At 36.2% G+C, this 22,338-nt stretch carries 17 protein-coding genes; 9 read left to right on the top strand and 8 right to left on the bottom strand.

Translation table 11 applies throughout. The annotated features are described in order from the left end of the window. Nucleotides 1-54 precede the first annotated feature (54 nt). The 3 genes from K5X82_13855 to rlmH all read right to left on the bottom strand — a co-directional run bounded on the left by K5X82_13855 (nt 55) and on the right by rlmH (nt 5,983). Nucleotides 55-1,686 (bottom strand): glycoside hydrolase family 55 protein, encoded by a 1,632-nt coding sequence (locus tag K5X82_13855; GenBank protein ID QZT36344.1) that lies wholly within the window; start codon nt 1,684-1,686, stop codon nt 55-57. 142 nt (nt 1,687-1,828) lie between these two features. After that, a complete protein-coding gene (locus K5X82_13860; GenBank protein QZT36345.1) occupies nt 1,829-5,497 on the bottom strand; it encodes a GHKL domain-containing protein in 3,669 nt (1,222 codons plus the stop codon). A gap of 12 nt (nt 5,498-5,509) precedes the next feature. Beyond that, the gene (rlmH, locus tag K5X82_13865) at nt 5,510-5,983 is read right to left on the bottom strand and encodes a 23S rRNA (pseudouridine(1915)-N(3))-methyltransferase RlmH (GenBank protein ID QZT36346.1); all 474 of its coding nucleotides are present in this window, start codon (nt 5,981-5,983) and stop codon (nt 5,510-5,512) included. A gap of 278 nt (nt 5,984-6,261) precedes the next feature. On the opposite strand from rlmH, the gene K5X82_13870 reads away from it, so the two are divergent. The 3 genes from K5X82_13870 to ruvC all read left to right on the top strand — a co-directional run bounded on the left by K5X82_13870 (nt 6,262) and on the right by ruvC (nt 8,383). Next, complete coding sequence (locus K5X82_13870) at nt 6,262-6,651, top strand: DUF4783 domain-containing protein (GenBank protein QZT36347.1); 390 nt, start codon at nt 6,262-6,264, stop codon at nt 6,649-6,651. Between the two features lie 174 nt (nt 6,652-6,825). Further along, nucleotides 6,826-7,788 carry a YihY/virulence factor BrkB family protein gene (locus K5X82_13875; GenBank protein ID QZT36348.1) on the top strand — a complete coding sequence of 321 codons (963 nt, stop codon included), beginning with the start codon at nt 6,826-6,828 and terminating at the stop codon, nt 7,786-7,788. A gap of 88 nt (nt 7,789-7,876) precedes the next feature. Continuing rightward, nucleotides 7,877-8,383, top strand: a complete 507-nt coding sequence (ruvC, locus tag K5X82_13880; protein ID QZT39131.1) for a crossover junction endodeoxyribonuclease RuvC — start codon at nt 7,877-7,879, stop codon at nt 8,381-8,383. A 457-nt stretch (nt 8,384-8,840) separates the two neighbouring features. On the opposite strand, the gene deoD is transcribed toward ruvC, so the two are convergent. From deoD to aroB, 4 genes are all read right to left on the bottom strand, one after another. Continuing rightward, on the bottom strand, nt 8,841-9,545 hold the full coding sequence (gene deoD / locus K5X82_13885) for a purine-nucleoside phosphorylase (GenBank protein QZT36349.1): 705 nt from the start codon (nt 9,543-9,545) through the stop codon (nt 8,841-8,843). A 144-nt stretch (nt 9,546-9,689) separates the two neighbouring features. Then, on the bottom strand, nt 9,690-10,130 hold the full coding sequence (locus K5X82_13890; protein ID QZT39132.1) for a nucleoside deaminase: 441 nt from the start codon (nt 10,128-10,130) through the stop codon (nt 9,690-9,692). A gap of 13 nt (nt 10,131-10,143) precedes the next feature. Beyond that, on the bottom strand, nt 10,144-11,385 hold the full coding sequence (locus tag K5X82_13895; protein QZT36350.1) for a 3-phosphoshikimate 1-carboxyvinyltransferase: 1,242 nt from the start codon (nt 11,383-11,385) through the stop codon (nt 10,144-10,146). A gap of 1 nt (nt 11,386) precedes the next feature. Beyond that, nucleotides 11,387-12,469 (bottom strand): 3-dehydroquinate synthase, encoded by a 1,083-nt coding sequence (gene aroB, locus K5X82_13900; protein ID QZT36351.1) that lies wholly within the window; start codon nt 12,467-12,469, stop codon nt 11,387-11,389. A gap of 158 nt (nt 12,470-12,627) precedes the next feature. Between aroB and K5X82_13905 the strand changes: the two genes are divergently transcribed. Then, nucleotides 12,628-13,065 (top strand): hypothetical protein, encoded by a 438-nt coding sequence (locus K5X82_13905; GenBank protein QZT36352.1) that lies wholly within the window; start codon nt 12,628-12,630, stop codon nt 13,063-13,065. Between the two features lie 2 nt (nt 13,066-13,067). Continuing rightward, nucleotides 13,068-13,787 carry a YjjG family noncanonical pyrimidine nucleotidase gene (locus K5X82_13910; protein ID QZT36353.1) on the top strand — a complete coding sequence of 240 codons (720 nt, stop codon included), beginning with the start codon at nt 13,068-13,070 and terminating at the stop codon, nt 13,785-13,787. A gap of 167 nt (nt 13,788-13,954) precedes the next feature. On the opposite strand, the gene K5X82_13915 is transcribed toward K5X82_13910, so the two are convergent. Then, nucleotides 13,955-14,644, bottom strand: coding sequence for an MgtC/SapB family protein (locus K5X82_13915; GenBank protein ID QZT36354.1), 690 nt, complete (start codon nt 14,642-14,644; stop codon nt 13,955-13,957). Nucleotides 14,645-14,855: 211 nt separating this feature from the next. On the opposite strand from K5X82_13915, the gene K5X82_13920 reads away from it, so the two are divergent. The 4 genes from K5X82_13920 (at nt 14,856) to K5X82_13935 (ending at nt 21,790) form a co-directional block, all read left to right on the top strand. Continuing rightward, the gene (locus tag K5X82_13920; protein QZT36355.1) at nt 14,856-16,307 is read left to right on the top strand and encodes a sulfatase; all 1,452 of its coding nucleotides are present in this window, start codon (nt 14,856-14,858) and stop codon (nt 16,305-16,307) included. A 452-nt stretch (nt 16,308-16,759) separates the two neighbouring features. Then, complete coding sequence (locus tag K5X82_13925; protein QZT36356.1) at nt 16,760-16,924, top strand: hypothetical protein; 165 nt, start codon at nt 16,760-16,762, stop codon at nt 16,922-16,924. A 255-nt stretch (nt 16,925-17,179) separates the two neighbouring features. Further along, nucleotides 17,180-20,203 (top strand): TonB-dependent receptor, encoded by a 3,024-nt coding sequence (locus K5X82_13930; protein ID QZT36357.1) that lies wholly within the window; start codon nt 17,180-17,182, stop codon nt 20,201-20,203. 42 nt (nt 20,204-20,245) lie between these two features. Continuing rightward, nucleotides 20,246-21,790, top strand: coding sequence for a RagB/SusD family nutrient uptake outer membrane protein (locus tag K5X82_13935; protein QZT36358.1), 1,545 nt, complete (start codon nt 20,246-20,248; stop codon nt 21,788-21,790). Nucleotides 21,791-22,338: the final 548 nt, after the last annotated feature.

The raw sequence follows: 22,338 nt of genomic DNA on the forward strand, positions 1-22,338 counted from the left end.
CTGCTAAAATAGACATTTAATTAGAGCTTTTGGCTACCCTTACCCAATTATGCATTACTTAGATCCACAATTAGATTTACATCCTGCCTCTTTTTGTGTATGATAAAGAGATGGCGTTGCTGGTTTGCTATTCAGCTCTTTAACTATAACCTCTTTGCTAGAGATATTGTTTGTTTTTTGGTTCACCGTAAGATTCTTTTGTTCGTTGTACACCCCAATAATATTGGAACCAATATACTGGATATGACAGTCGTCGCGCTTCTCTATCTTGAATTTCTTAGGGTTTTGGTATATCCATGAGTGGAATACTTCGTGGAATGCGCCATGTTTGTTTCCAGTCATCTCGATATTGTAGAAAGTGTTTCCTGGTCCAGCATGTGGTGTGTTCTGTGGTGCTGCACCTCCTGCGATAGCAGACACATTGGTCATGTTCTCCATTAGGTTGTTCATCGGAGGCATTAGACCGACTCCACCAATACCATGAAAATCGAGTGGTTGAGGTGTAGAGAAGTCGAACTCCGTAAATACATTACCTTGTGATGCTCCTTCTACTGAAGGACCATGGGTTCTTTTTGCTAGGACATGGATGCGTTGGAATAGGTTATCGTTAGAGTGGTATAATTTTATAGAGTAGTGTCCTGGAATACCTGTGATGGTGATGTCTTGCACCGTAGTATTCGTACTGTTTACTAACTGTACTCCTTGGGTATAGTTGTCTATTGTAATGTTTTTAACCATCCCATCAATGACACGGTTCATTCCAATGGCAGACCATCCGTAGTCAAATTCTCTAGTTTTATGGTGTACATATCCACCTTCCCACTGGCTCTCGAATCGAAGATTGGTGAAGCTAATATTATTAAGCATCGCCATTTTTACAGCAGAAGCGTTATATTTTGTTTCGATATCGTGACGGAGTTTATGCGTGAGCATAATTTCATGGTCATTGATCACCTCTTTTACTTCTGTAAACCACTGGTAACTCCACTCTTCTTTCTGTTTAGCTTCACTATAGCTAGTTTGAAATTTCTCGAACTTCATATCGTTCATTAGCTTCTTCATTAGACTAGGTTGGTCTTTCTGGTTCTGCATCCCGATCAATACAACGTCACCTGCATGAATCCCATTAGTCGATTCAATAGACAGTTTGTCTGCTCCTTTACGAGCGTCTTTTGTCACTTTAATCTTTCCTTCTTGATCCTTGATATTATAGAAAGAGTAGGTGTCATGAATTTGAAGTCCTGTGTGGAAAACCGAAGGAGAGAGCCAAGGACTCTGATCGTTAGGTTGTGTTCTTGGATTCATAGACATGATGATGGTTCCATCTTTGCCTTCTCCTTGCCCTTGAATATGAATATTACTATGGTTAATCTCGATCACTTTCTGTGACTTATCCGATAGCACAATGTATTTTCCTTTAGGGATAAGAACGATACCACCTTCAGCTTGACTTGCTGCATCGATAGTGGCTTGGATTGCATCTGTATCGTCTGTTTGGTCATTTGGTATTGCACCATACTCTGTGACGTTAAAAGTTTTTAGGTCGGTATTGGTGGTTTTACTTCTCTTCCCTGCTTTTCCAAAATAAGGTAGGCTCTCTTTGGATTTACAACAAGATTTCTTTTGCGTGTTCTGACATGACCATAACAGGGTGATGGCGAACATTAGAGTGAAACTTCTTTTCATTTTTGTTTTGTTTTATAGGTATTATTCGGGAATGAAGATACAAAAAAAAGGTAGATAACGATCTATATTGAAAATGAGCTATATGTAGATGTTTTATAGACCATGTAACATTGGATTAGAGCTATTGATTATAGAACCCTATCTATTTGGTGGTGGATACTGCTTTGGGAATATAGATTGTAAAATTGGTACCAAACCCCTCTTCTGTTTTAAAAATAATCGTTCCTTTAATGGTTTCAACAATTTTCTTAACAATGGCTAACCCTAATCCTGTCCCTTGACTTTTGGTTGTGAAATAGGGTTCGAAAAGTCTTTCTTGAACATCTTTACTGATACCAGGCCCGTTGTCTTGAATAGAGATAACATATCGATGCTCCTCTTCGGATGTGGTCAGTGTGATAATGCTCTCTTCTCCTTCCACAACAGCTTGTTGTGCATTCTTTATTAAATTAATAAACAGACGTCCTAGTTGTTCTTTGTCGGCAAGAACGATCATAGGTTGTTGGCACTCGTTGTCCCAATAGATGGTGCCTGAAGATGAGAAGAGGGCAATTGTTTCTTGTATGGATTGTTGAAGATTAATCCTCTCTATATAGGCACTTGGTATTTTAGCAAAAGAAGAGAACGATGTTGCAATATTTGACAGAGTGTCAATCTGCTCCACTAGGGTTTGTGTCACTTTATTAAAATACTTGTTGAAATTTTCCGATTGGTTGTCGTGCATTTTCTGTAAGTATTGTATATTTAATTTCATTGGAGTGAGAGGGTTTTTAATCTCATGGGCAATCTGTCTAGCCATCTCTCTCCAAGCTTCTTCTCGTTCATTTTTAGCGAGTAGTTTTGCACTCTTCTTCAATTCATCGACTTTCTCATTGTAACGCATTACAAGCTTACCAATTTCATCATTGGCTTGATATTTTATCTTCTCATTGCTTTCACCAAATTTCATATCTCCAATCTTCTCTTCAATCATGGTCAGCGGGGAAGTGAGTTTCTGAGAAATAATAATGGCTATGGTGAGGCAGAAAAGAAGTATGATCACAAATAGGTTGATAAAGGTGATGATAAATGTGGTGATCTGTTTAATGAGGTCACTATTTTTAGAGAAGTAAGGAATGTTGATGTACCCTAATATTTTGTCTTCATTATTTCTGAAAGGAACATAGATAGATAGGTATTTCAAACTACCAATATGTTCGGTGTGGATATAGGTTCTTTTGACTTTATTGCATAGTTCATTGAAGGCTTTTCTATTCATTCTATTTCCTACAAGTCCAAGTCTAAAGATTTCAGGACGACTTGTCGCTGCAATGATACCTTGGGTATCGTATAAATTGATGTCGGTCCATAGTATTTCAGACAGATGGTTTAATTCCTCTCCTATAAATGATGCAGATTCTGGTGTCAGCATGTTGGTATCGCTAAAGTTTATCTGTAGCGATGCGGTTACCTCTTTCACCTTGCGGTTCAGATCCTGTTTCATTTGTGTGTTGAACTGGATGTAGTTATAGACGATGATCCCTCCAGCAAGAATTAGTAGAGGGGTAAGAACCAGGATAATGATAGTGTATTGTATCTTATGTTTTAATTCGAATGCTTTTATAGGCCTTCTACGGTTGAAAAAGAAGAGCATTAGAATGATTCCGAAGCTATAATAGAGTATAAATGCATAGGAGAAATTCACAATGATATCGTTCCATTGGCCTGTTTTATAGCTTACAACCAATGTGATGTCATCATTTAGTTCTGTAATCTTATGGTCATAGGCCATGCGATGTAAAGCCGCTCCATTATATGGTTTATTGTTAGTTTGCTTAAAAGCATCAAGTCGAGAAGGGTAGTGGAAAGCTCCTCTTTGCATAACAATGTTTCCTTGGTGATATCTCGCATAAGAGAAGATCGTAGATTTGGTATTGTATACCTCTTGAATACGATCATCTAAGAGAAGTTCGGGATAGCCTTTCCCTTCATCAAAAGTTTTAGAGGATAGCTCAATGATAAGGACATATCTTCTATATGGACTTTGGAAATTGAACTTCCCAAGGTAGGTTATTCTACCATCCATAGACTGAAGGAAAGAGAATTGGGTGTCTTTGATATTTATCCCTTCTCTAATAATTAGCAGGTTGAAGAAATCGTCTACAGGTATCCACTTGTCTGTACGTCCCAATTCCATCTGGTCGCTCGCTCTATATAGTGTGATTGCAGTATTGTACTTTGTTAAATAGCCTCTAAAATAGCTCTCTATGATATAGTCTCGAATTCTTTTTTGTCGTGGCAGCATATCCATGATTAATGAATCATTGGCAATGCGATTACTTATTTTATCGAAAAGGAGTTCAGCATGTGGGTCTCTCTCATTGGTGATCTTCTCAGTATATACTTCACGATGTTTGTTGGACCTCTTGGCTACTCCCTCTTTACTGAATATTACGTAGGTGGATGCTCCGAGGACGGTGAATACAAAAAGAATCATAAATCGATACTTAAGCCTATGGTCTACTTTACTATTTAATTGTATCGTTATCGTGATAGAATACGAAAGAATAATGAGTAGATATGATAGGTTTTGATATGGGAACTCTAGTAGGCCAATGAAAGGAATTAGATATGCTAAGAGATAGTGTATACTTCTATTTTTAAAGATCGTTTCATTGTACTGTGACCATGTTTGAATGGAAATCACAAAAGAGTAGAAGATTAAAACAATAGAAAGCGCAAAGAGGATGTTCGGGATTGTAAATTGAAGCTCTTCAGCAAAGAAAGGGTTGATATGTGAGTTTTCGATCCCCTTCTGTAGATAGTAGCATAAAAGATACCAGATGGTAGCTGTAACTAAATATAGTAGGATGTATATGCTGTAACATCTATTTTTTCTATCCTTGCTCCAATCGACTACCACTATATTTTGGGTTACTACAAAGGAGAAGATCGTAATACTCATTAGGTGATATATTCCGAGTGAATCTATGAAATCAGATATTGCTAGGGTGTAAGGTGCAAAATAGGTCAGATGGAAGTGGGGAATAATATATTGTGAGTATAGGAGAAAGAGCAGTATATAGGTGATTAGGATGGTGGTTAATCGTAAAAATATATTGGAGAATAGGAGCAATAGTGTTCTCATAGATGCACTGTAAAGTAACACCATGGATGTGAAAATCAAACAGAATAGCAGGTAGTTGTGTTCTGATGATGATGTGGTTGGAGGCGTGTAAGATGCATAAAGAGCAATTTTTCCATCGTTAGTATATATTGGGCTACTAAATATGGTTTTTGTGTCATACAGTTGAAGATTATCAAGGCGTGAGAAAGCACCAATGAACTTGGGTTTTAGATATTTGTTGGTGTAAGAGAACTCCTCTTTGATCACAAATGAGGTAACTACCTTAATGTCTTTTCCAAGATTTTGAGTCTTGTTGAAATACCACCCATTAGGAAGTCGGTGTATTCCATCTCCCATCTGTTCTTCACTATACTGACTATAAAAACTCCAATCGTTGTTACTCCAATATTGAAGCGTATCATTCTTAAATACAAGGATCCGATATTGATCTGGAATAGAGGGAGTGATTTGTTGAATTACGGAATCAATATCATGAGACTGGCTAAATAGGGAAGTGGTAGAGGCATTTAAGCTGTCAAGAATAACTTCTTCTGTTTTGAAGATCTGATTAAAAGAAGAGAGTGTCTCTCTTTTGAGCTCTTTGGTGTCAAAAGAACCATATAAAAAAGTGGCAATAGTGAGTAAAACGATTGCAAATACGAAGTGGTATATTATCTTTCCTATGGTTCTTTTGTCTCTGTTCATCGCTTCTTTTTATTATTGATGATGGTAAGGTTCATTCTTTAGAATCGTCATGGCTCTGTAGAGTTGTTCGACAAAGATGAGACGTACCATTTGATGAGAGAATGTCATTCTTGATAAAGATATTTTTCCATTGGCTCTATCATATACTTTATCGGAGAATCCGTAGGGTCCTCCAATTACAAAGATAAGATTACGTGTGCCCATTACCATCTTTTTCTCTAAATATTTAGAGAAACCAATAGAGTCAAAATTTTCCCCTCTTTCATCCATAAGCACCACCGTGTCACTATTCTGTACTTGCTGTAGAATAAGTTCACCCTCTTTCTCTTTCTGCTGACTCTCACTCAGCTTTCTGTTATTCTTGATATCAGGGATGATCTTCATCTCATAAGGAAGGTAATGCCCCAATCTTTTTTCGAATATCTTTATGCCCTCTTGTAGGTATTTTTGATCAGTTTTACCGATGACAAGGAATGTAACTTTCATATGGTCGTAAATCTAAAAGTGCTTATTTCTTATAAATAACAATCTTGTTTTGCATTTAGTTGGACAAATATATAGTTTTGAAGCTTATTACTAATATGATTATAACACTAGATACTCCATATTTCCTCTTTAAATACTATTAATTGATTATCAAAATATAGGCCAAATATGGTCGTAATATGAAATAATATCCACCATTTGTTTTTTTTATGTATTTTTGATAGAGGATATTGTTTTATTTTAGGACAATGCCATTAATTTTATGAAAGGGCTTGATTATGAAAAGTTTTATACATAAGAGTTTTTTTACTTTCCTATTAATTGGAATTTCTTGTATTGCGAAAGCGAATGTCGTGGATGATATCGCCTCTGCACTAAAGCAAGGTGATTCTGGTACACTTTCTTCATACTTTAATGATTCAGTGGAGCTTGTCGTGGTCAGTAAAGAAGGAATCTACAGTAAGAATCAGGCAGAAATAATTGTTTCTACTTTTTTTAATGAGAATAGACCATCTAAGTTCGTTGCACTCCATCAAGGAGGCAAAGCCGAAGCCACTTACGTGATTGGTAAGTTAGAGACTTCTAATGGCAACTATCGGGTTTATTATCTTGTGAAAGGAAGTGGAGGAAGTCAAAAGATCTATCAGCTCCGTTTTGAGAAGGAGTAACCCCAATGCTATATTAGAATGTTCACTATGTTTTTGTTTACGCTTCGTTACGTAAAAATTATCGTATGAGGCATGGATAATAGTATATTTAGCCTTGTTTAAACAAAATATATTCACAATAACTTATGTGTCATTTCAATATAGAATTGATATAAATGAGACTATAACCAAACTATGAAGTGGAATAAAACGTATCTAAGACGACGTTGGTTGTCTATATTTATTCATGCTAGGAAAATTACGATCCCAATGATGGGAGGCGTACCTCTCTATGATTTTATTGTTTTCTTTTTAAGAGGAATCATTGGTGGTCGTCTGAGTGTGAGGGCATCTGCTATTGCTTTTAACCTTTTCGTTGCAATGTTTCCTACGATTATCTTTCTTTTTACATTGCTACCTTACATTCCTATTGAGGGTTTTAGAGAACAGATGATGAGCTTTATGTATCAGGCCATGCCTCATAATGCGTATTATGCCATTGAAGGGACTATTAATGATGTGTTGACACAACAGCATGGAGGTTTGTTGAGTTTTGGTTTTATCGCGGCATTGATTTTCTCCACAAGTGGTATTGATGCAATGATTAGTGCCTTTAATACGTCTCTTCATACTGTAGAGTCTCGCACATTGCTTAACCAACGACTCGTTGCACTCTTCTTGGTCGGGTTATTAACACTGTTTGTAACTATTGCAATAGCCTGTATTGTAGTAGGTAAATATGTTTATTCATGGCTTATCACAAAGGGAATATTAGAAGATAATATATTCTCATTTCTATTGAATATGCTAAGGTGGATTGTTGGTTTTGGGTTCTTATACTGTGCCTATAGCTGCTTGTATATGTTTGCACCTGCTAAAAGAGCAAAGTGGTCTAGTGTGTCAATAGGAGGTGCTATAGCTGCTGTCTTGACCATTTTCATCTCTACAGGCTTTACCTATTATATTGATAATTTTGGGCGATATAATAAGCTATATGGATCCATTGGTGCCATGTTGGTTGTTTTGATGTGGTTGTATCTAAACTCTTACTCATTGATTATTGGTTTTGAATTTAATACGAGCCTCAAAGAAGCTGGTTCGCGACTTAACCGTCAATCTAAGAGAAAAAAGATATCTTTACTCTCGATTTTTGAATAGACCATTTTAAAGAAAAAAGGAGATCTTATTGTTGAAAACAGAACAGCCGAAGAAGGTGATTTTAGGTATTGACCCAGGAACCAATGTGATGGGGTATGGGGTGATAGAGGTATCTAATAAAAAGTTAAAGCTAATCTCGATGGGAGTAGTGAAGACCTCAGATTTTCAGACTCATTACGATAAAATTCACCATATTTTTCAACGTACATTGTCTTTAGTTAAGCAGTATGATCCTGATGAAGTCGCCCTTGAGGCTCCTTTCTTTGGTAAGAATGTACAGTCGATGTTGAAACTGGGGCGTGCGCAAGGGGTTGCTATGGTGGCGGCTCTATCTATGGATAAAAAGGTGTTTGAATATGCTCCGTTGAAAATAAAACAGTCGATTACAGGAAGTGGTGGTGCAAGCAAAGAGCAGGTCGCTTACTTTCTAAAGAGTATGTTCAAAATAGAGATATTACCCAAAGAGCTAGATGCTACTGATGGTTTGGCTGCTGCTGTATGTCATCATCTTCAACAGAAGAACCCACTACAAAAATCAGGAGCATCCTCTTGGTCTGAGTTTGTAAAGAAGAATCCCAATAAAGTGGTTAAATAGCATTGATTGCATTTTAATGCTCGTGCTTTGTTTCGTAACGAGATGCAAAATGTCTTTGGGCAATTTAATAACTCACATCAAAGTACAATCGGTATAACATGCTTCTATTCCCTGACTTTCCCCTGAGATGGTTCGAAAATCATTCAAAGTTCATTCGAAGTTCATTCATCGATTTTCTATTTTGGGTGAGGAAACTTCGAATGTACATCGTTTGATATTTCAAAGAAGACAGGGGATGGTAAGGTGCTATTTAGGAGAAGGTGGCTTAGAAGAGTTTTTCTCTTTGATGTTTTTAGGTGATGATTAGGATCTGTTTTTCATACATGAGAAGCTGATATTTTGACATAAAAATACCAGCTTTTTTGATGATCGCACCGACTCGTCTACTATGGTCCAAATACTATAGAATCCGTGCGATCTAAAAAGCTGGTTATTGGTTTATTTCCGAAGAATCTTATTATGCAAGTTCTAATGCCACTTCCATCATCTTAGTGAAAGTGTTCTGTCTTTCTTCTGCGGTGGTTGCCTCACCTGTAATAATGTGGTCACTCACAGTTAGAATAGTCAACGCCTTTTTACGGTATTTTGCCGCAATCGTGTAAAGTGCTGTTGCTTCCATTTCAACTGCCATAATGCCAAAATCTCTCCATGCTCTAGAAGTATCTCCTAAGTGCTCATCGTGATAGAATGTATCTGAACTTAGGATGTTTCCTACGTGAGTAGTAAACCCTTTCTCTACTGCTTTGCTGTATGCTTTGGTTAATAAACCAAAGTCGGCAATAGCTGCATAGTCTTTCCCTCCAAAGCGAATACGATTGACATTACTGTCTGTACATGCACCTTGTCCTAAGATAAGGTCTCTTACATGAACATCTTCCTGCATTGAACCACATGTTCCAATACGGATAAGGTTTTCGCAACCATATTCCGTAATAAGCTCCGTTGCTACAATAGAGATGGATGGTATTCCCATACCAGTACCTTGAACGCTGATTCTTTTCCCTTTGTATGTACCAGTATATCCCAACATACCACGTACCTTGTTATAACATACTACATCTTCAAGGAAGTTCTCTGCGATAAATTTCGCTCTTTGAGGATCTCCAGGAAGTAGGATAGTTTCAGCGATATCTCCTTTTTTTGCTTCGTTATGTACACTCATAATTCAATTAATTTAAGTCAGGAAACTTTATGTATATCCCTATTTTTTTAGGGAGAGATTTTGCAAAGATAATCTGAAAAAAATGTTCTATGACTGTGTTCTATTATATTTTATTCCAAAAATATTTTTATAGAGATATTGTTATTAACGCTTATTTCTAAAGAATTGTGTCATCAACTCTTTGCAATCGTCTTCTAAAATACCACCTATAATTTCGGTCTTTGGATGAAATGCTTTAGGGGCAATATTGCTATATCCTCTTTGGTTGTCTCCGGTTCCGTATACGACTTTGCTTATCTGAGACCAACCTAAAGCACCAGCACACATAATGCAAGGTTCAACGGTCACATAAAGGGTGCAATCCTTGAGGTATTTGCCGCCTAGAGTTTCTGCTGCTGCTGTGATGGCTTGCATCTCGGCATGAGCTGTCACATCGTTTAGTGTCTCTGTACGATTATGTCCACGTCCAATTACCCTTCCTTCAGATACTATGATGGCACCTATAGGAATTTCACCCTCTTGTAGTGCATTCTCTGCTTCTAAAAGGGCTTGTTTCATATAGTATGCATCGTCAAATGGTTGAATCATTATTACCAATTTAAACGGTTACATTTTCAACAGTAAAACCAATGTTTTTCATGTCATCCCAGAATCGAGGAAATGATTTTGTTACTACCATAGGCTCATTGATATAGATAGGGTGCTTAAACATTCCTACTGCAGCATATGCCATAGCCATACGATGGTCTTTGTATGTGTCAAAAGTACAAGGGTCTTGTTTTTTGTCTTCATCCCATGTGCCATCCCATGCCAATGCACCTTCTACAGGTTCTGTAAGTATCATTCCCATCTTTCCACATTCCACTTGTAGCGCATGAATGCGATCTGTCTCTTTGATCTTCAAAGTCTCTAAACCCGTAAAATGGAATGGTATATTTAGAAGTCCACAGAGTACCGCCATCGTTTGTGCAACATCAGGGTTAAGAATAAAATCAAGAACAAGTTTATTCTCAGTAAACCCACCTTGTTTTTGAAGTTTTAATCCTTTCTCTGTTTCAGTGGTTGTCACGCCAAATTTCTCGAACCATTCAATGATGGCGCAGTCTCCTTGTAGGCTATTCTTAAATAGATAAGGAAGAGTAAGGTCCACATTTTCACATAGTGCAGCAATCTGATAGATATAAGATGCACCTGTCCAGTCGCTCTCACATAGAAACTCTTCAGCTTGATATGTTTGAGGTGAGATTTTTACGGTGTTCCCTTCGAAAGTAGAGTCTACTCCAAAGTGTTTCATCATATTTAGTGTTAGCTCTATGTAGGATCTCGAAATCACTCGGTTTGTTAGCGTGAGTTCAATCCCTTCACTTAGCGTCGGAGCTAACATTAGAATTGCAGATATATACTGACTACTAACACTTCCGTCCAATGAAAGTTCTCCTCCTTTAAGTTTCTTTCCATTGATTTGAAGAGGAGGATAGCCCTCTTTTTCCATATAGCTAATATCTGCACCCATGTCGCGCAGGGCATCTACCAATACACCAATAGGGCGTTGTTTCATTCGTTGGGAACCTGTCATAATCCACTCCCCCTCTTTTTGTGAAAAGAAGGCGGTCAAGAATCTCATTGCGGTACCAGCATGTCCAATATCTACTGTGTTGTTTTCAAAAGTCAATGCTTTAAGCATCACTTTGGTGTCATCACTTTCAGAGATGTTCTCAATCTCGATAGGAGTGGAAGAGAGTGCATTGATGATTAGTGCTCTATTACATATACTTTTAGATGCCGGAAGAGTAACCGTTCCTAAAAGGTTTTTATCTGTTTTATCTATCTTAAATTTCATCTTAGATGTTCGTTTTCTTGATTAAATATTCAATGGACTCAATCACTTCGTTGCTCTCTGCACCTTCATTAATACTAAAAGTACCAACATCTGAAAGAAGGGTAAAGTTGACTTTCTTACCTTCATTTTTCTTGTCTTTTGATACCCACTGAAGTAGCCTGTCGTGTTGAGAAGCATCGATTTTAATTGGTGGAACCCCAAAAATATGGATTAATTTATCCGAGTAGTTGTCAGCCACATCGATTGAGAGTCCTTTTTTCACTGCAGATAGGTATAGTTCTGCTATCATACCCCAGGCAACAGCATAACCATGTTGAGGATGTACGTGGTGTTCAATAAATAGACTCTCTAATGCATGCCCTACTGTGTGTCCAAAGTTAAGTGCTTTACGTATGCCTTTCTCATTTGGATCAATATATACAAAATGGTCTTTGATCTCTATGCTTCGTTGAATTAGTGCTGCGAGTTCCTGTGTGTCGATATTTAAGATATCCACATCCAACAACTTATTCAGGTGTTCTTTGTCGAAGATGAAACCATGTTTAAGCATCTCTGCGTATCCTGATATAAGATGGCTATCGTCAAGTGTTTTCAGGAATATAGGATCGATAATTACTCTGTTTGGTTGACGGATGACTCCAATTTCATTTTTCAGACCATGGTAGTTGAATCCTGTTTTTCCACCAACAGATGCATCGACCTGAGATAACAGGGTTGTAGGGATATTTACGAAATCCATTCCTCTTTTGAACGTAGATGCCGCAAAACCTCCGATGTCTGTAAGAAGTCCTCCACCTATCTGAATTACAAGAGATTTACGATCGGCTCCATGTTTTCCTAAGAAGTCCCACATCTCTACTACAGTATTCAGAGACTTATTATCCTCTCCGTGTTGCATTTCATAATAAGAGATAGCATACTGAGAGAAGAGGTCAGAAAATATAGGTAAACAAAAGTTAGTAGTATTTATATCAGTAAATACAAAAATTGATCTATTTTCGTATTGTGAAAGGAGATCTTTTACTTCATCTACGACTTGATTCGTGATGACAACGTCTGAATGTAACTTGGCCTCTTTTATCATATCTCTTTTGATAAATTTAATGTGTTCCACAAAATTAATACAAATCGTAACGATTTGACGGTATTATGTGTGATTTCAGCGTTAATTTATTCGAAAAAATCAGGTAATGATAACATAGGTTTGTGTATATTGAGAATCCATTAAATGAATATTAAGGAATGAAAATATCAAATAAGATTGCACAAAAGTCACTATATGGGCTCTTTAGAGGAACTATGTTCGTTTATCTAATGGTGTCTCTTATGTTTCTTTTGTTTCATCAATATACCTATATGATTTGGGTCGCGGTACTGTTTGTGTCGGACATTTTTCTCTATTTCTATATGGAACCCGATCAGATAGATCTGTTTGTGCATGAAGATAGTGTGGAGGTGGCTCAAAAAGAGTCTTTTAAGAAAGATGTGAGAGAGTATCGGTTAGATAATCACACTATAAAGAATATTCTCATCAAAAATCATCTGTTCGGCATAAAGACGATGTTGTGGTTCCAGATAGAGGGGGATGATGCCCATTACTATATAAATCTCACTTTCTTTGATCCTGCTTGTCGGGATAAAATCATACAAACCTTTTTATTGCAACTTACAAAGAAGTAATCATGTTCAAGAAATCCAGTAATACCAAAACGTTATTAATTGATTTAGATCATACTTTATGGGATTTTGATGCAAACTCTAAGGTTGCTTTGAAAGAAGCGATGGATCATATGAATATCTTAGATTGGGTAGATAATTATGATCTATTTTTTGCAGAATATGAGAAGATTAATACAGAATATTGGGTACGTTATCGTAAAAAAGAGATTGATAAAGAGAAGTTAATCATTGGTCGCTTCGAAGATACTTTTGCAAAAGTGCTACCTAAAGCAAAAGGGCTGGGACTTCGACTTAACGAATGTTATTTAGAGTATATGCCATTGCAGTCGAAACTTATGCCCGGAGCATGGGAATTCCTTGAGTATGCCAGTGGTAAATATCGTATTGTGTTGATCACTAACGGATTTAGGGTGGTGCAACGTAAGAAGTTATATACAAGTAAAATCGATCAGTTTGTTGATCATGTTGTTACTTCAGAAGAGGTTGGGTCACCGAAACCTTCTCCTAAAATATTCCAGCATGCACTCTCTTGTGCAAATACCCGTAAAGCAGATGCTATTATGATTGGAGATTCATTAGAGGCTGATGTGAAAGGTGCACTAGCTATGGGGATTCCAACGATCTATTTTACTGACGATAAATTAAGTGGATCAGAAATAAAAGAGTCGAACAACTTGCTCTCTATCACCAATGATTGGTACTGGATAAAAGAGCAACTGTAGAATACGTTGATAATATACTTGTTTTATCTCGACACCTTTGCATTCTATTTTGTTTATCTGTCATTAAAAGATATCACTATAGGAAATGGCGATGCGTCTATTTTTTAACTTTGTTTAGATAAAATATATCCACAAGCCTTTATCTCTCATTTTTAATCGAATTGATGTTAAACTTCGAATATACGAATATGCGTTATGGTTGGGTCTAGTTCTTTTAATGAGTTTTGCAGGTGGTAGAGATCTGCACGGCTATTAAAGTGAACCAATAGGTCATAGGTAATTGCGTATGGTTCATATCTAATGTCCATATTACTCGACCGAATCCTAATCTTTTTGCTCTTCAGATGGTTGATAATGGTCTTCTCTAGATCTTCTTTTTTATGAGACTCTACAATAACCTTTTTAAGAGGAGAGGGTGCAAATAGTTTTCTTTCTGCAATATTAAAAAGAATAAGAACGAACAAAATGATGGCTGTTGTAATCCATGCGATTTCGTACATCCCTGCACCAATAGCTAAACCAATAGCACCAGTACTCCATATGGTGGCAGCAGTCGTTAGTCCTCTAATGTTTGTACCCATCTTAATAATTGCACCTGCACCAACAAAACCGATACCCGTGACGACTTGAGCTGCAATTCTTGTTGGGTCTAGGTCATATATCTTATGATACATTTGTGGAATATAAATAGATACAAGCATAATGAGAGTTGCTCCTACACATATTAAGGTATGTGTTCTTAGACCTGCAGGTTGCCTGTTTGCCTCTCTTTCTATTCCAATAGATAGTCCCATTAACATAGAGATAGTGACTCTGAGTGCCATATCTGTTAGTGTGATCTCTTGTGCTGTTATCATATTATGTACTTATGAGGGATATTATCCTTTGTTTATATTAAGATTTACAAATGAGAATGAAAAAAGTTTCTATTTATAATCAGTTAATTAGCGTCCCAAATATACTATATTAACTTATTCTGGGACAATTACTGTATGATCTTCTATGATAAATGTTTAACTACTTTACTATTTTTACTGTAGTTAATAAATCTATAAAACGAACTTCTATATGAAACTAACAACATTTGTTTCTAAAACACTTTGTGCTGGAGCATTATTATCATGCTTTGCTGGCTTTGCACAGAAAAAACAACCCAATATTATCTTTGTCTTTCCTGATCAGATGAGAGGTCAAGCGATGGGGTTTGAAGATGAGGAGTTGGTGAAAACGCCAAATCTAGATACTTTTAAGCAGGAGTCAGTTAATTTTAGTCAGGCTATTGCTAACTATCCTGTATGTTCACCTACTAGGGCAATGATATTTTCAGGGATGCACCCTTTGAAGAATAAGGTTATTCTTAACTGTAATAATGAAACAGAGAAGTTTGGTAGCGAACTTCCTAAAGATGCTCTTTGTTGGTCTGATATATTATCGACAAGTGGTTATGATTTAGGTTATGTTGGAAAATGGCATCTCGATTCTCCACGTCCTCCTTATGTGAAATGTAAGAATAATGTAGGAAAAAAGAAGTGGAACGAATGGTGTGAGCCTGATCGCCGTCATGGATTTGACTATTGGCATGCATATGGAACTTATGATTATCATATGCATCCTATGTATTGGGATACGGATGCTCCAAGAGACGGATTTAAGATATATAACCAATGGGGACCGACACATGAAGCAACCAAGGCTATTGAGTATATCGAAAATAAGGATGGAAACTATCGTAACAACGACAAACCATTTGCATTAGTTGTAAGTATCAATCCACCTCATAGTCCTTATGACCAGGTCCCTGAGAAATATAAGAATATCTACAAAGATATGGATGTGGAGAAACTTTGTGATCGTCCTAATATTCCAGCTAAAGGAACCAAGTGGGGAGATTACTATCGTAAGAATATCAAGAACTATTATGCATGTATTACTGGGGTAGATGAGCAATTTGGTCGTATTCTTGAGGCATTAAAAGAGAGTGGTATAGATGATAATACTATCATCGTATTTACATCAGATCATGGTAACTGTATTGGAATTCATGATAGAGTGAGTAAGAATAACTGGTTCGAAGAGTCTATGAGAGTTCCTTTTATGGTGAAAGTTCCAGGTGTAACAAACGGAAAGAATGTTGATTATCAATTGGGATCATTGGATATCTATCCAACACTTCTAGGTCTTCTAGGTATGTCTGAAAAGACTCCAAGTAACCTAAAAGGTATTGATTATACACCTGCGATTACAGGTAAAGGAAAGCAGAAGACTGTAGATCACCAGTGGTATGTTCGTATGAACTATGGTCCAAAGAGTGGTGGTGTTAGAGGTATTCGTGATGATCGCTATACTTTTGTTATCGAGAATGAAAAAGATAAGGATCAGCAGGTATATCTTTATGACAGACAAGAGGACCCTTACCAGTTGATTAACATTGCAAGTAAGAATAAAAAGAAAGTACGTCGAATGACTTCATTATTGAAGAAAGATTTAAAGAAGTACGAAGATCCTTTTATTATTAGATAAAACCCTTCATCTGATGAAGAGTTCGAGAGATACTTATTTACTTAAGTATCTCTTTTTTTTGCTCTTCAGTTTCTGTATTCGTTGTTTTATATCTCGTGAGATTGGAAGTGAATTTGACTACTTCTTAAATATACTACTCCAATAGTTCTAAGCTATTCAAATCACGCTGTTATTTTGACAAATTAGTATAATGTTACAACTACTTCTTGTGTGTAGTATGTTATTAACATATATGTTTGACATAACATGTGAACTTCTTTGCTCTAATAAAGTTAAACTGTCCATTATCTTCCACAATCTCAAACATTGAAATTCGACTTATCATGTGAATGGGTGTTAAACATCCTATTAACGTTCGTATAAAGTGTATTAAAAGTTCGTATAAGCACTATTTTGTTGTTGGAAATGTTGCTATAAGGTAATATTGACTTAACGAATCAAGTAGGGCATGTATGATGGATCTATCTAAAGTGTTTCTATTAGTTAATTTATTGATTGTGATTCTTGTCGTGTTTTTAAAAGGACTAAAACCACCTCATGAGATTGTCTATACTAGTTGTAAAATGGACGGTGGTTTTATTTCAAGTTTATATCATGATAAGTCAATTATCACTTAACGATTGAAATAGATCCTCAATAGATGCTTTCAAGAAAATAGATAAAGGATTAAGTTAAAGTGAGGTGTTACTCTATGTAACCTTCTTGTGAGTCAAAGAGTTATTAGTTAGGTCATAAAGTAAAGATACTGTTGTTTTTCCCCAATCTTTTTCATTAAAAAGAATAAAGCGACAGTGGAAACCAAGATATATATCACTAAAAATTGAGGTGATATTTTAGAGTCGAGATTAACTTACAATAAAACCCAAACGGAAATGAAACAGCTGAATTTGCGTAAGCATCTGAATATGCTAAAAAGAGGTGCATTGTTTCTATTTATCATGTTGCTACATGGTATAGCATTTGCACAGAACACACAACTTAAAGGAACAGTTTACGACGGAAGTAAACAGCCTATTCCTGGAGTAACTGTAATGGTTGATGGAACTAATAAAGGAACGATTACCGATTTTGATGGTAATTTTGAGTTGAATTTGGACAATGTTCAAGGGGCAGTCCTTAATTTCTCATTTGTTGGTTTTAAAACCGAGAAGGTCCCAGTGGATGGAAAAACAAACTTTAATATTACTCTAAATGAGAGTGCTATTGCACTTAATGAGGTGGTTGCTGTTGGTTATGGTGTCATGAAAAAGAGTGATGTAACTGGAGCTACAGCAGGAGTTAAAGCCGAAGATGTGGTTAAGGCTAACACATCCTCAGTAAATGAGGCTCTTCAAGGAAAGATGTCAGGTGTTGTAATTAGCTCAAATAGTGGAGCGCCCGGTGGCGATATGAAAATATTGATTCGTGGAGCCAACTCTATTAATGGAAATAATGACCCATTGGTTGTAATTGATGGAATCATCGGTGGCAGTCTTAAAGAGTTAAACCCAAATGATATTGCTTCTTTAGAGGTGTTGAAAGATGCATCTTCGACAGCTATTTATGGATCTAGAGGTGCAAATGGTGTTATTCTTGTAACAACGAAATCTGGTAAGACAGGAGACACAAAGGTTAGTTACAATGGCTTTATGGGGGTACAGAGTATTTCAAAAAAGTTAGATGTAATGGATGCTACAACTTATGCTGGAGTTGTAAATGAGAAACGTATTGCTGAAGGAGGATCAGCGAAATATACAGACCAACAGATTGCTGACTATAATAAAACAGGTGGCACTGATTGGCAAGATGAAGTTTATCAGAATGCATTGATGCAAAGTCATGACATGTCTGTTTCAGGAGGTACAGAAAAAACTCGCTTTCTTGTTTCTGGTCAATATCTTGATCAAGAAGGAATCTTAAAGAATTCTAATTACGATCGTTTCTCATATAGAGCAAACTTAGAAACAGAGTTGTCAGATAAGTTAACGATGACAACACGTATTTCTGGATATCAATCTTCAAATAATTCTTATAATCTAAAATGGCCAAATGGAAGTATCTCAATGGATGCACTTACTTTTGAGCCTACGAACAGTGCATATGATGAGAATGGTGAATATACGCAATCTGAATATGCTACGGTAAATAATCCTATTGCCGATTATGAAGAGCTAAATGCTGAAACCAAAAGAGATGGTATTGACCTCAATGTCGCTTTTGCTTATGCAATTACTCCAAAACTAACACTGAAAGTGATTGGAGGTACCAATAAGAAATCATCAGATAGTTATCGCTATGACAGTAAATATACTTATGCAGGTACTGGAACAAATGGTAAAGCATCTATATCGAATTCTTGGAATAGTGCATGGCAAAACACTAATATGTTAACCTATGTTGATTCATTCGGAGACCATGATTTAAATGTAACTTTGGTTAATGAACAGTCTGGTTATAAAAGTAGAAGTAATGGTACCACAGTTACTGATTTTGATGTTAACCTAGGTTATGATGATATCTCATTAGGAGCAAATAGTATAAATCCTAGATCATCATATTCTGAATCGACATTAATGTCATATTTGACTCGTGTAAACTATTCATACAAAGATAAATATCTATTAACTGCTGCCATTCGTGCTGATGGTTCGTCTAAATTTGCAGATACACATAAATGGGGATATTTCCCTAGTGCATCGGTTGCTTGGAGAATTACACAAGAATCATTTATGCAACAAGTAGAAGCTGTAAGTAATTGGAAACTTCGTGCAAGTTATGGTGTTACAGGTAATCAGGCAATTAATCCTTATCAATCTCATGCCGTTTTAGATCCAGGAGTGAATTATCCTATCAATGGGGAGCTGAACTCTGTAGGTAATGTATTGAAGCGTTTTGATAATCCAGAACTAACTTGGGAAACTACTTCTCAGTATAATGTTGGAACAGATATTGCACTTTTCGATGGCAAGTTGAACTTTAGTGTTGATTATTACAGTAAGAAGACTACCGATTTATTATTGTATGTACCAGTCCCTAACTATACTGGTTTTGGAACAGAACTTCGTAATGTTGGTTCTTTGAGTAATAAAGGTTGGGATTTATCTCTTGGTTTAAATCTTGGTAATAATGATTTTAAGTGGAATGGAACTTTAACTGCTTCAACAAACAAATCAAATATTATTGATCTTAGTGGAGCTGATAATATCATGTTTGATTATAGTGATATGACAACAATCCTTGAACCAGGAAGCCCATTTGGTAATTTCTATGGTTACAAATACGAGGGGGTATGGAAATCTTCTGAAGCAGAAGCTGCAGCTGTTTATGGAGCTCAACCAGGAGATGCAAGATTCCATGATCTAAATGGTGATGGAGCAATAAACTCCGACGATAGACAGGTAATTGGAAATGCTCTTCCTACATGGACACTTGGTTTCTCAAATAGCTTTAGTTATAAGAATTGGGATATGGCAGTTCTTTTCACTGCATCTCTTGGTAACGAGATATATAATGGTGTGGATGCACGAATGATGGGTGTGGCTAATACAGAAGCGACTAGTGTTGCTATTCAAGATCGTTGGACTCCTGATAATGAGAATTCAGATATTCCTGCTTTTAGTAGTAGCAATGCCGCAACAAATACATATCAACTTTCGTCTTCTAGATTTATAGAGAATGGATCCTTTTTAAGGTTGAAGAATCTAACGGTAGGTTACACCTTCCTTTCGAAGAATAAAGATGCAATATTCAGTTCTATTCGTCTGTATGCTCAAGGACAGAATCTTTTCACTATAACCAACTACAAAGGATATGATCCTGAAGTAAGTAATGGAGGTGGTGACCAAACTCCAGGATATGATACTGCACCATTCCCAATGGCGAAAGTTGGTAGTATTGGAGTAAATATAAGTTTCTAATTTTAAAATATTGAAGATTAACGATTTATTATATAGATAGTTATGAAGAAAAATATTATTACACTAGCATTGTCTTCTCTGATACTACTTGGCTTTAGTACTAGCTGTAGTTTTTTAGAAGAGGACCTTTCAACACAGTTGACTCCTGATAACTACTTTAAAACTCAAGAGGAGTTTGAAGCAGCAATCACTCCAATATACTCCTATATCTTTAAGAATAACAGCCGTTTTGGTGGTTTGGGAACTTATGGGTATACGGTTAATGCAGGAGATCAGGCGCTTACTTCTCCAAGAGGATTGAATAAGCAACGTATGTTGGAATTTGATAATTTTAATGTTTCTAATCAAAATCCTGATGTTGAGGGGCTTTGGTATGCACTATATAGAGGTGTGAGTGCAGCAAATAATGTATTAGAGAATTTAGATCGTATTGCAACGATTCCTATGGACGATCAACTAAGGAAGTCCTATATTTCTGAAGTATATTTCTTAAGAGCATTCGCTTACTATAACCTAGCAATCTATTGGAAAGAGGTGCCAATTATGACCAAAAATCTTAATGGTCAAGAGGCTGTTAATGTAAAGAAATCCTCAATGGAAGATGTGTTTACTTTTGTTCTCTCCGATTTAGAAAAAGCTGGAGATCTTCCTGAATCACAAAATGTAGATAAGTCTAGACCAAATTTAGATGCTGTTCGTTTATTAAAATCATATGTTTACCTAAATATGGCAGGTTACCCTCTTGAAAAAGGAGTGGAGTACTACCAAAAAGCGGCTGACCAAGCAAAACTTGTAATCGAATCTGGTAGTCATTTTCTTGAGACAAGCTATGCGGATCTATGGAGATATGATAATCGTTTTTCTAAAGAACATATTTTTGCTTTTTACGGAGATTTCTCTTCTGGTAGAAATTATGGCTCTTATGGAAATAAGTCTTTCCGTGGTACAGAAGAAGGAGGATGGAAAGATTTTGTCGTAACCAATGAATTCTATCGTAATTTCCCAAAAGATAACCGTATTAAGTCTTGTATATATGATACGATTATGTACGATAAAAAAGGTAAGGCTTTAGCAGAAGAGAATTGGAGTGCGGCTATTGAAGGTAAAGAGTTGCATACATGGATTGGTAAATATAGAGATATCGGAGGTGCAAACTGGAATGAAGCTACATCAAATGCTATATATCCGATCTTCCGATATGCAGATGCATTACTTGTTTTTGCCGAAGCATCAAATAAAGCCAATGGAGGACCATCAGCAGAAGCTTATTCTGCTCTTCATCAAATTCAAGATCGTGCTTACTTAGGTACAGATATTGAAGATCATATTTTAGCAGCGGGAGCTGATGAAGCAACTTTCGATCAAGTAGTCCTACAAGAGAGAGCTTGGGAATTCGCTTTTGAAAATAAGACGTGGAATGACAATGTCAGAAGAGAGCGTGTTATTGAAACAAATATGAACCATGATGACGAGGAAGTTGGATTTGATCCAAACTCTATTACTGAGAGTCGTTATTATGCTCCGGTTCCTGAAAGAGAATCTTCTTTGAATCCAAATCTTAATATTGATCCGGATCCAGAACATTAATATTGTTACCATCAGGTAATTTTGTTTCACTGTTTCTAAGTAACCTCTAGAGTAATTTTGCTCTAGAGGTTTTTTTATCTGATAGATTGAACGTTAATTATTATCACATGCTTGTTTAATTAAGTTTCTGTATGTAAAATAGAATGAATAAAATCGTTCAGACATGATGATATAGTAAAAATGTGTGCTCATGTGTTAATCAAAAATGCTGTATTAGTTCACATAATATGTTGTAATTGTTCAATTGATGCTTAGAGTCTTTAATAACTAATTCTATTATATAGATTTGAACTCATCATCACAACTGTAATGAGTGTTTGAGTTTTGTTACAAGAATTAGTTATGTAATTATCTATTATTTAGTTTGTTATGTAATTTGTGATCCCCGATAAACAGAAGTGCCATTATTTGTTTTTCGTTGTGATGGGTATGAATTTTTAACACATTGACGATTTTTTGAACCAAAGAGGTGAGTTTAATATATATTCTTATTTCTGTTAAGAAGTTCAAAGAAGAAGTTATTGTAGCAATAAAAACTAACTATAGAT

The organism is Prolixibacteraceae bacterium (assembly GCA_019856515.1).
Taxonomy (GTDB): Bacteria; Bacteroidota; Bacteroidia; order Bacteroidales; family Prolixibacteraceae; genus Halosquirtibacter; species Halosquirtibacter xylanolyticus.

Coding starts and splice junctions, on each gene's coding strand:
- K5X82_13920 (QZT36355.1), top strand. CDS start 14,856: ATGAAACTAACAACATTTGTTTCTAAAACACTTTGTGCTGGAGCATTA.
- K5X82_13860 (QZT36345.1), bottom strand. CDS start 5,497: ATGAACAGAGACAAAAGAACCATAGGAAAGATAATATACCACTTCGTA.
- K5X82_13915 (QZT36354.1), bottom strand. CDS start 14,644: ATGATAACAGCACAAGAGATCACACTAACAGATATGGCACTCAGAGTC.
- K5X82_13910 (QZT36353.1), top strand. CDS start 13,068: ATGTTCAAGAAATCCAGTAATACCAAAACGTTATTAATTGATTTAGAT.
- K5X82_13895 (QZT36350.1), bottom strand. CDS start 11,385: ATGAAATTTAAGATAGATAAAACAGATAAAAACCTTTTAGGAACGGTT.
- K5X82_13870 (QZT36347.1), top strand. CDS start 6,262: ATGAAAAGTTTTATACATAAGAGTTTTTTTACTTTCCTATTAATTGGA.
- K5X82_13855 (QZT36344.1), bottom strand. CDS start 1,686: ATGAAAAGAAGTTTCACTCTAATGTTCGCCATCACCCTGTTATGGTCA.
- aroB (QZT36351.1), bottom strand. CDS start 12,469: ATGATAAAAGAGGCCAAGTTACATTCAGACGTTGTCATCACGAATCAA.
- ruvC (QZT39131.1), top strand. CDS start 7,877: ATGGGGTATGGGGTGATAGAGGTATCTAATAAAAAGTTAAAGCTAATC.
- K5X82_13930 (QZT36357.1), top strand. CDS start 17,180: ATGAAACAGCTGAATTTGCGTAAGCATCTGAATATGCTAAAAAGAGGT.
- K5X82_13925 (QZT36356.1), top strand. CDS start 16,760: ATGATGGATCTATCTAAAGTGTTTCTATTAGTTAATTTATTGATTGTG.
- rlmH (QZT36346.1), bottom strand. CDS start 5,983: ATGAAAGTTACATTCCTTGTCATCGGTAAAACTGATCAAAAATACCTA.
- K5X82_13905 (QZT36352.1), top strand. CDS start 12,628: ATGAAAATATCAAATAAGATTGCACAAAAGTCACTATATGGGCTCTTT.
- K5X82_13935 (QZT36358.1), top strand. CDS start 20,246: ATGAAGAAAAATATTATTACACTAGCATTGTCTTCTCTGATACTACTT.
- K5X82_13875 (QZT36348.1), top strand. CDS start 6,826: ATGAAGTGGAATAAAACGTATCTAAGACGACGTTGGTTGTCTATATTT.
- deoD (QZT36349.1), bottom strand. CDS start 9,545: ATGAGTGTACATAACGAAGCAAAAAAAGGAGATATCGCTGAAACTATC.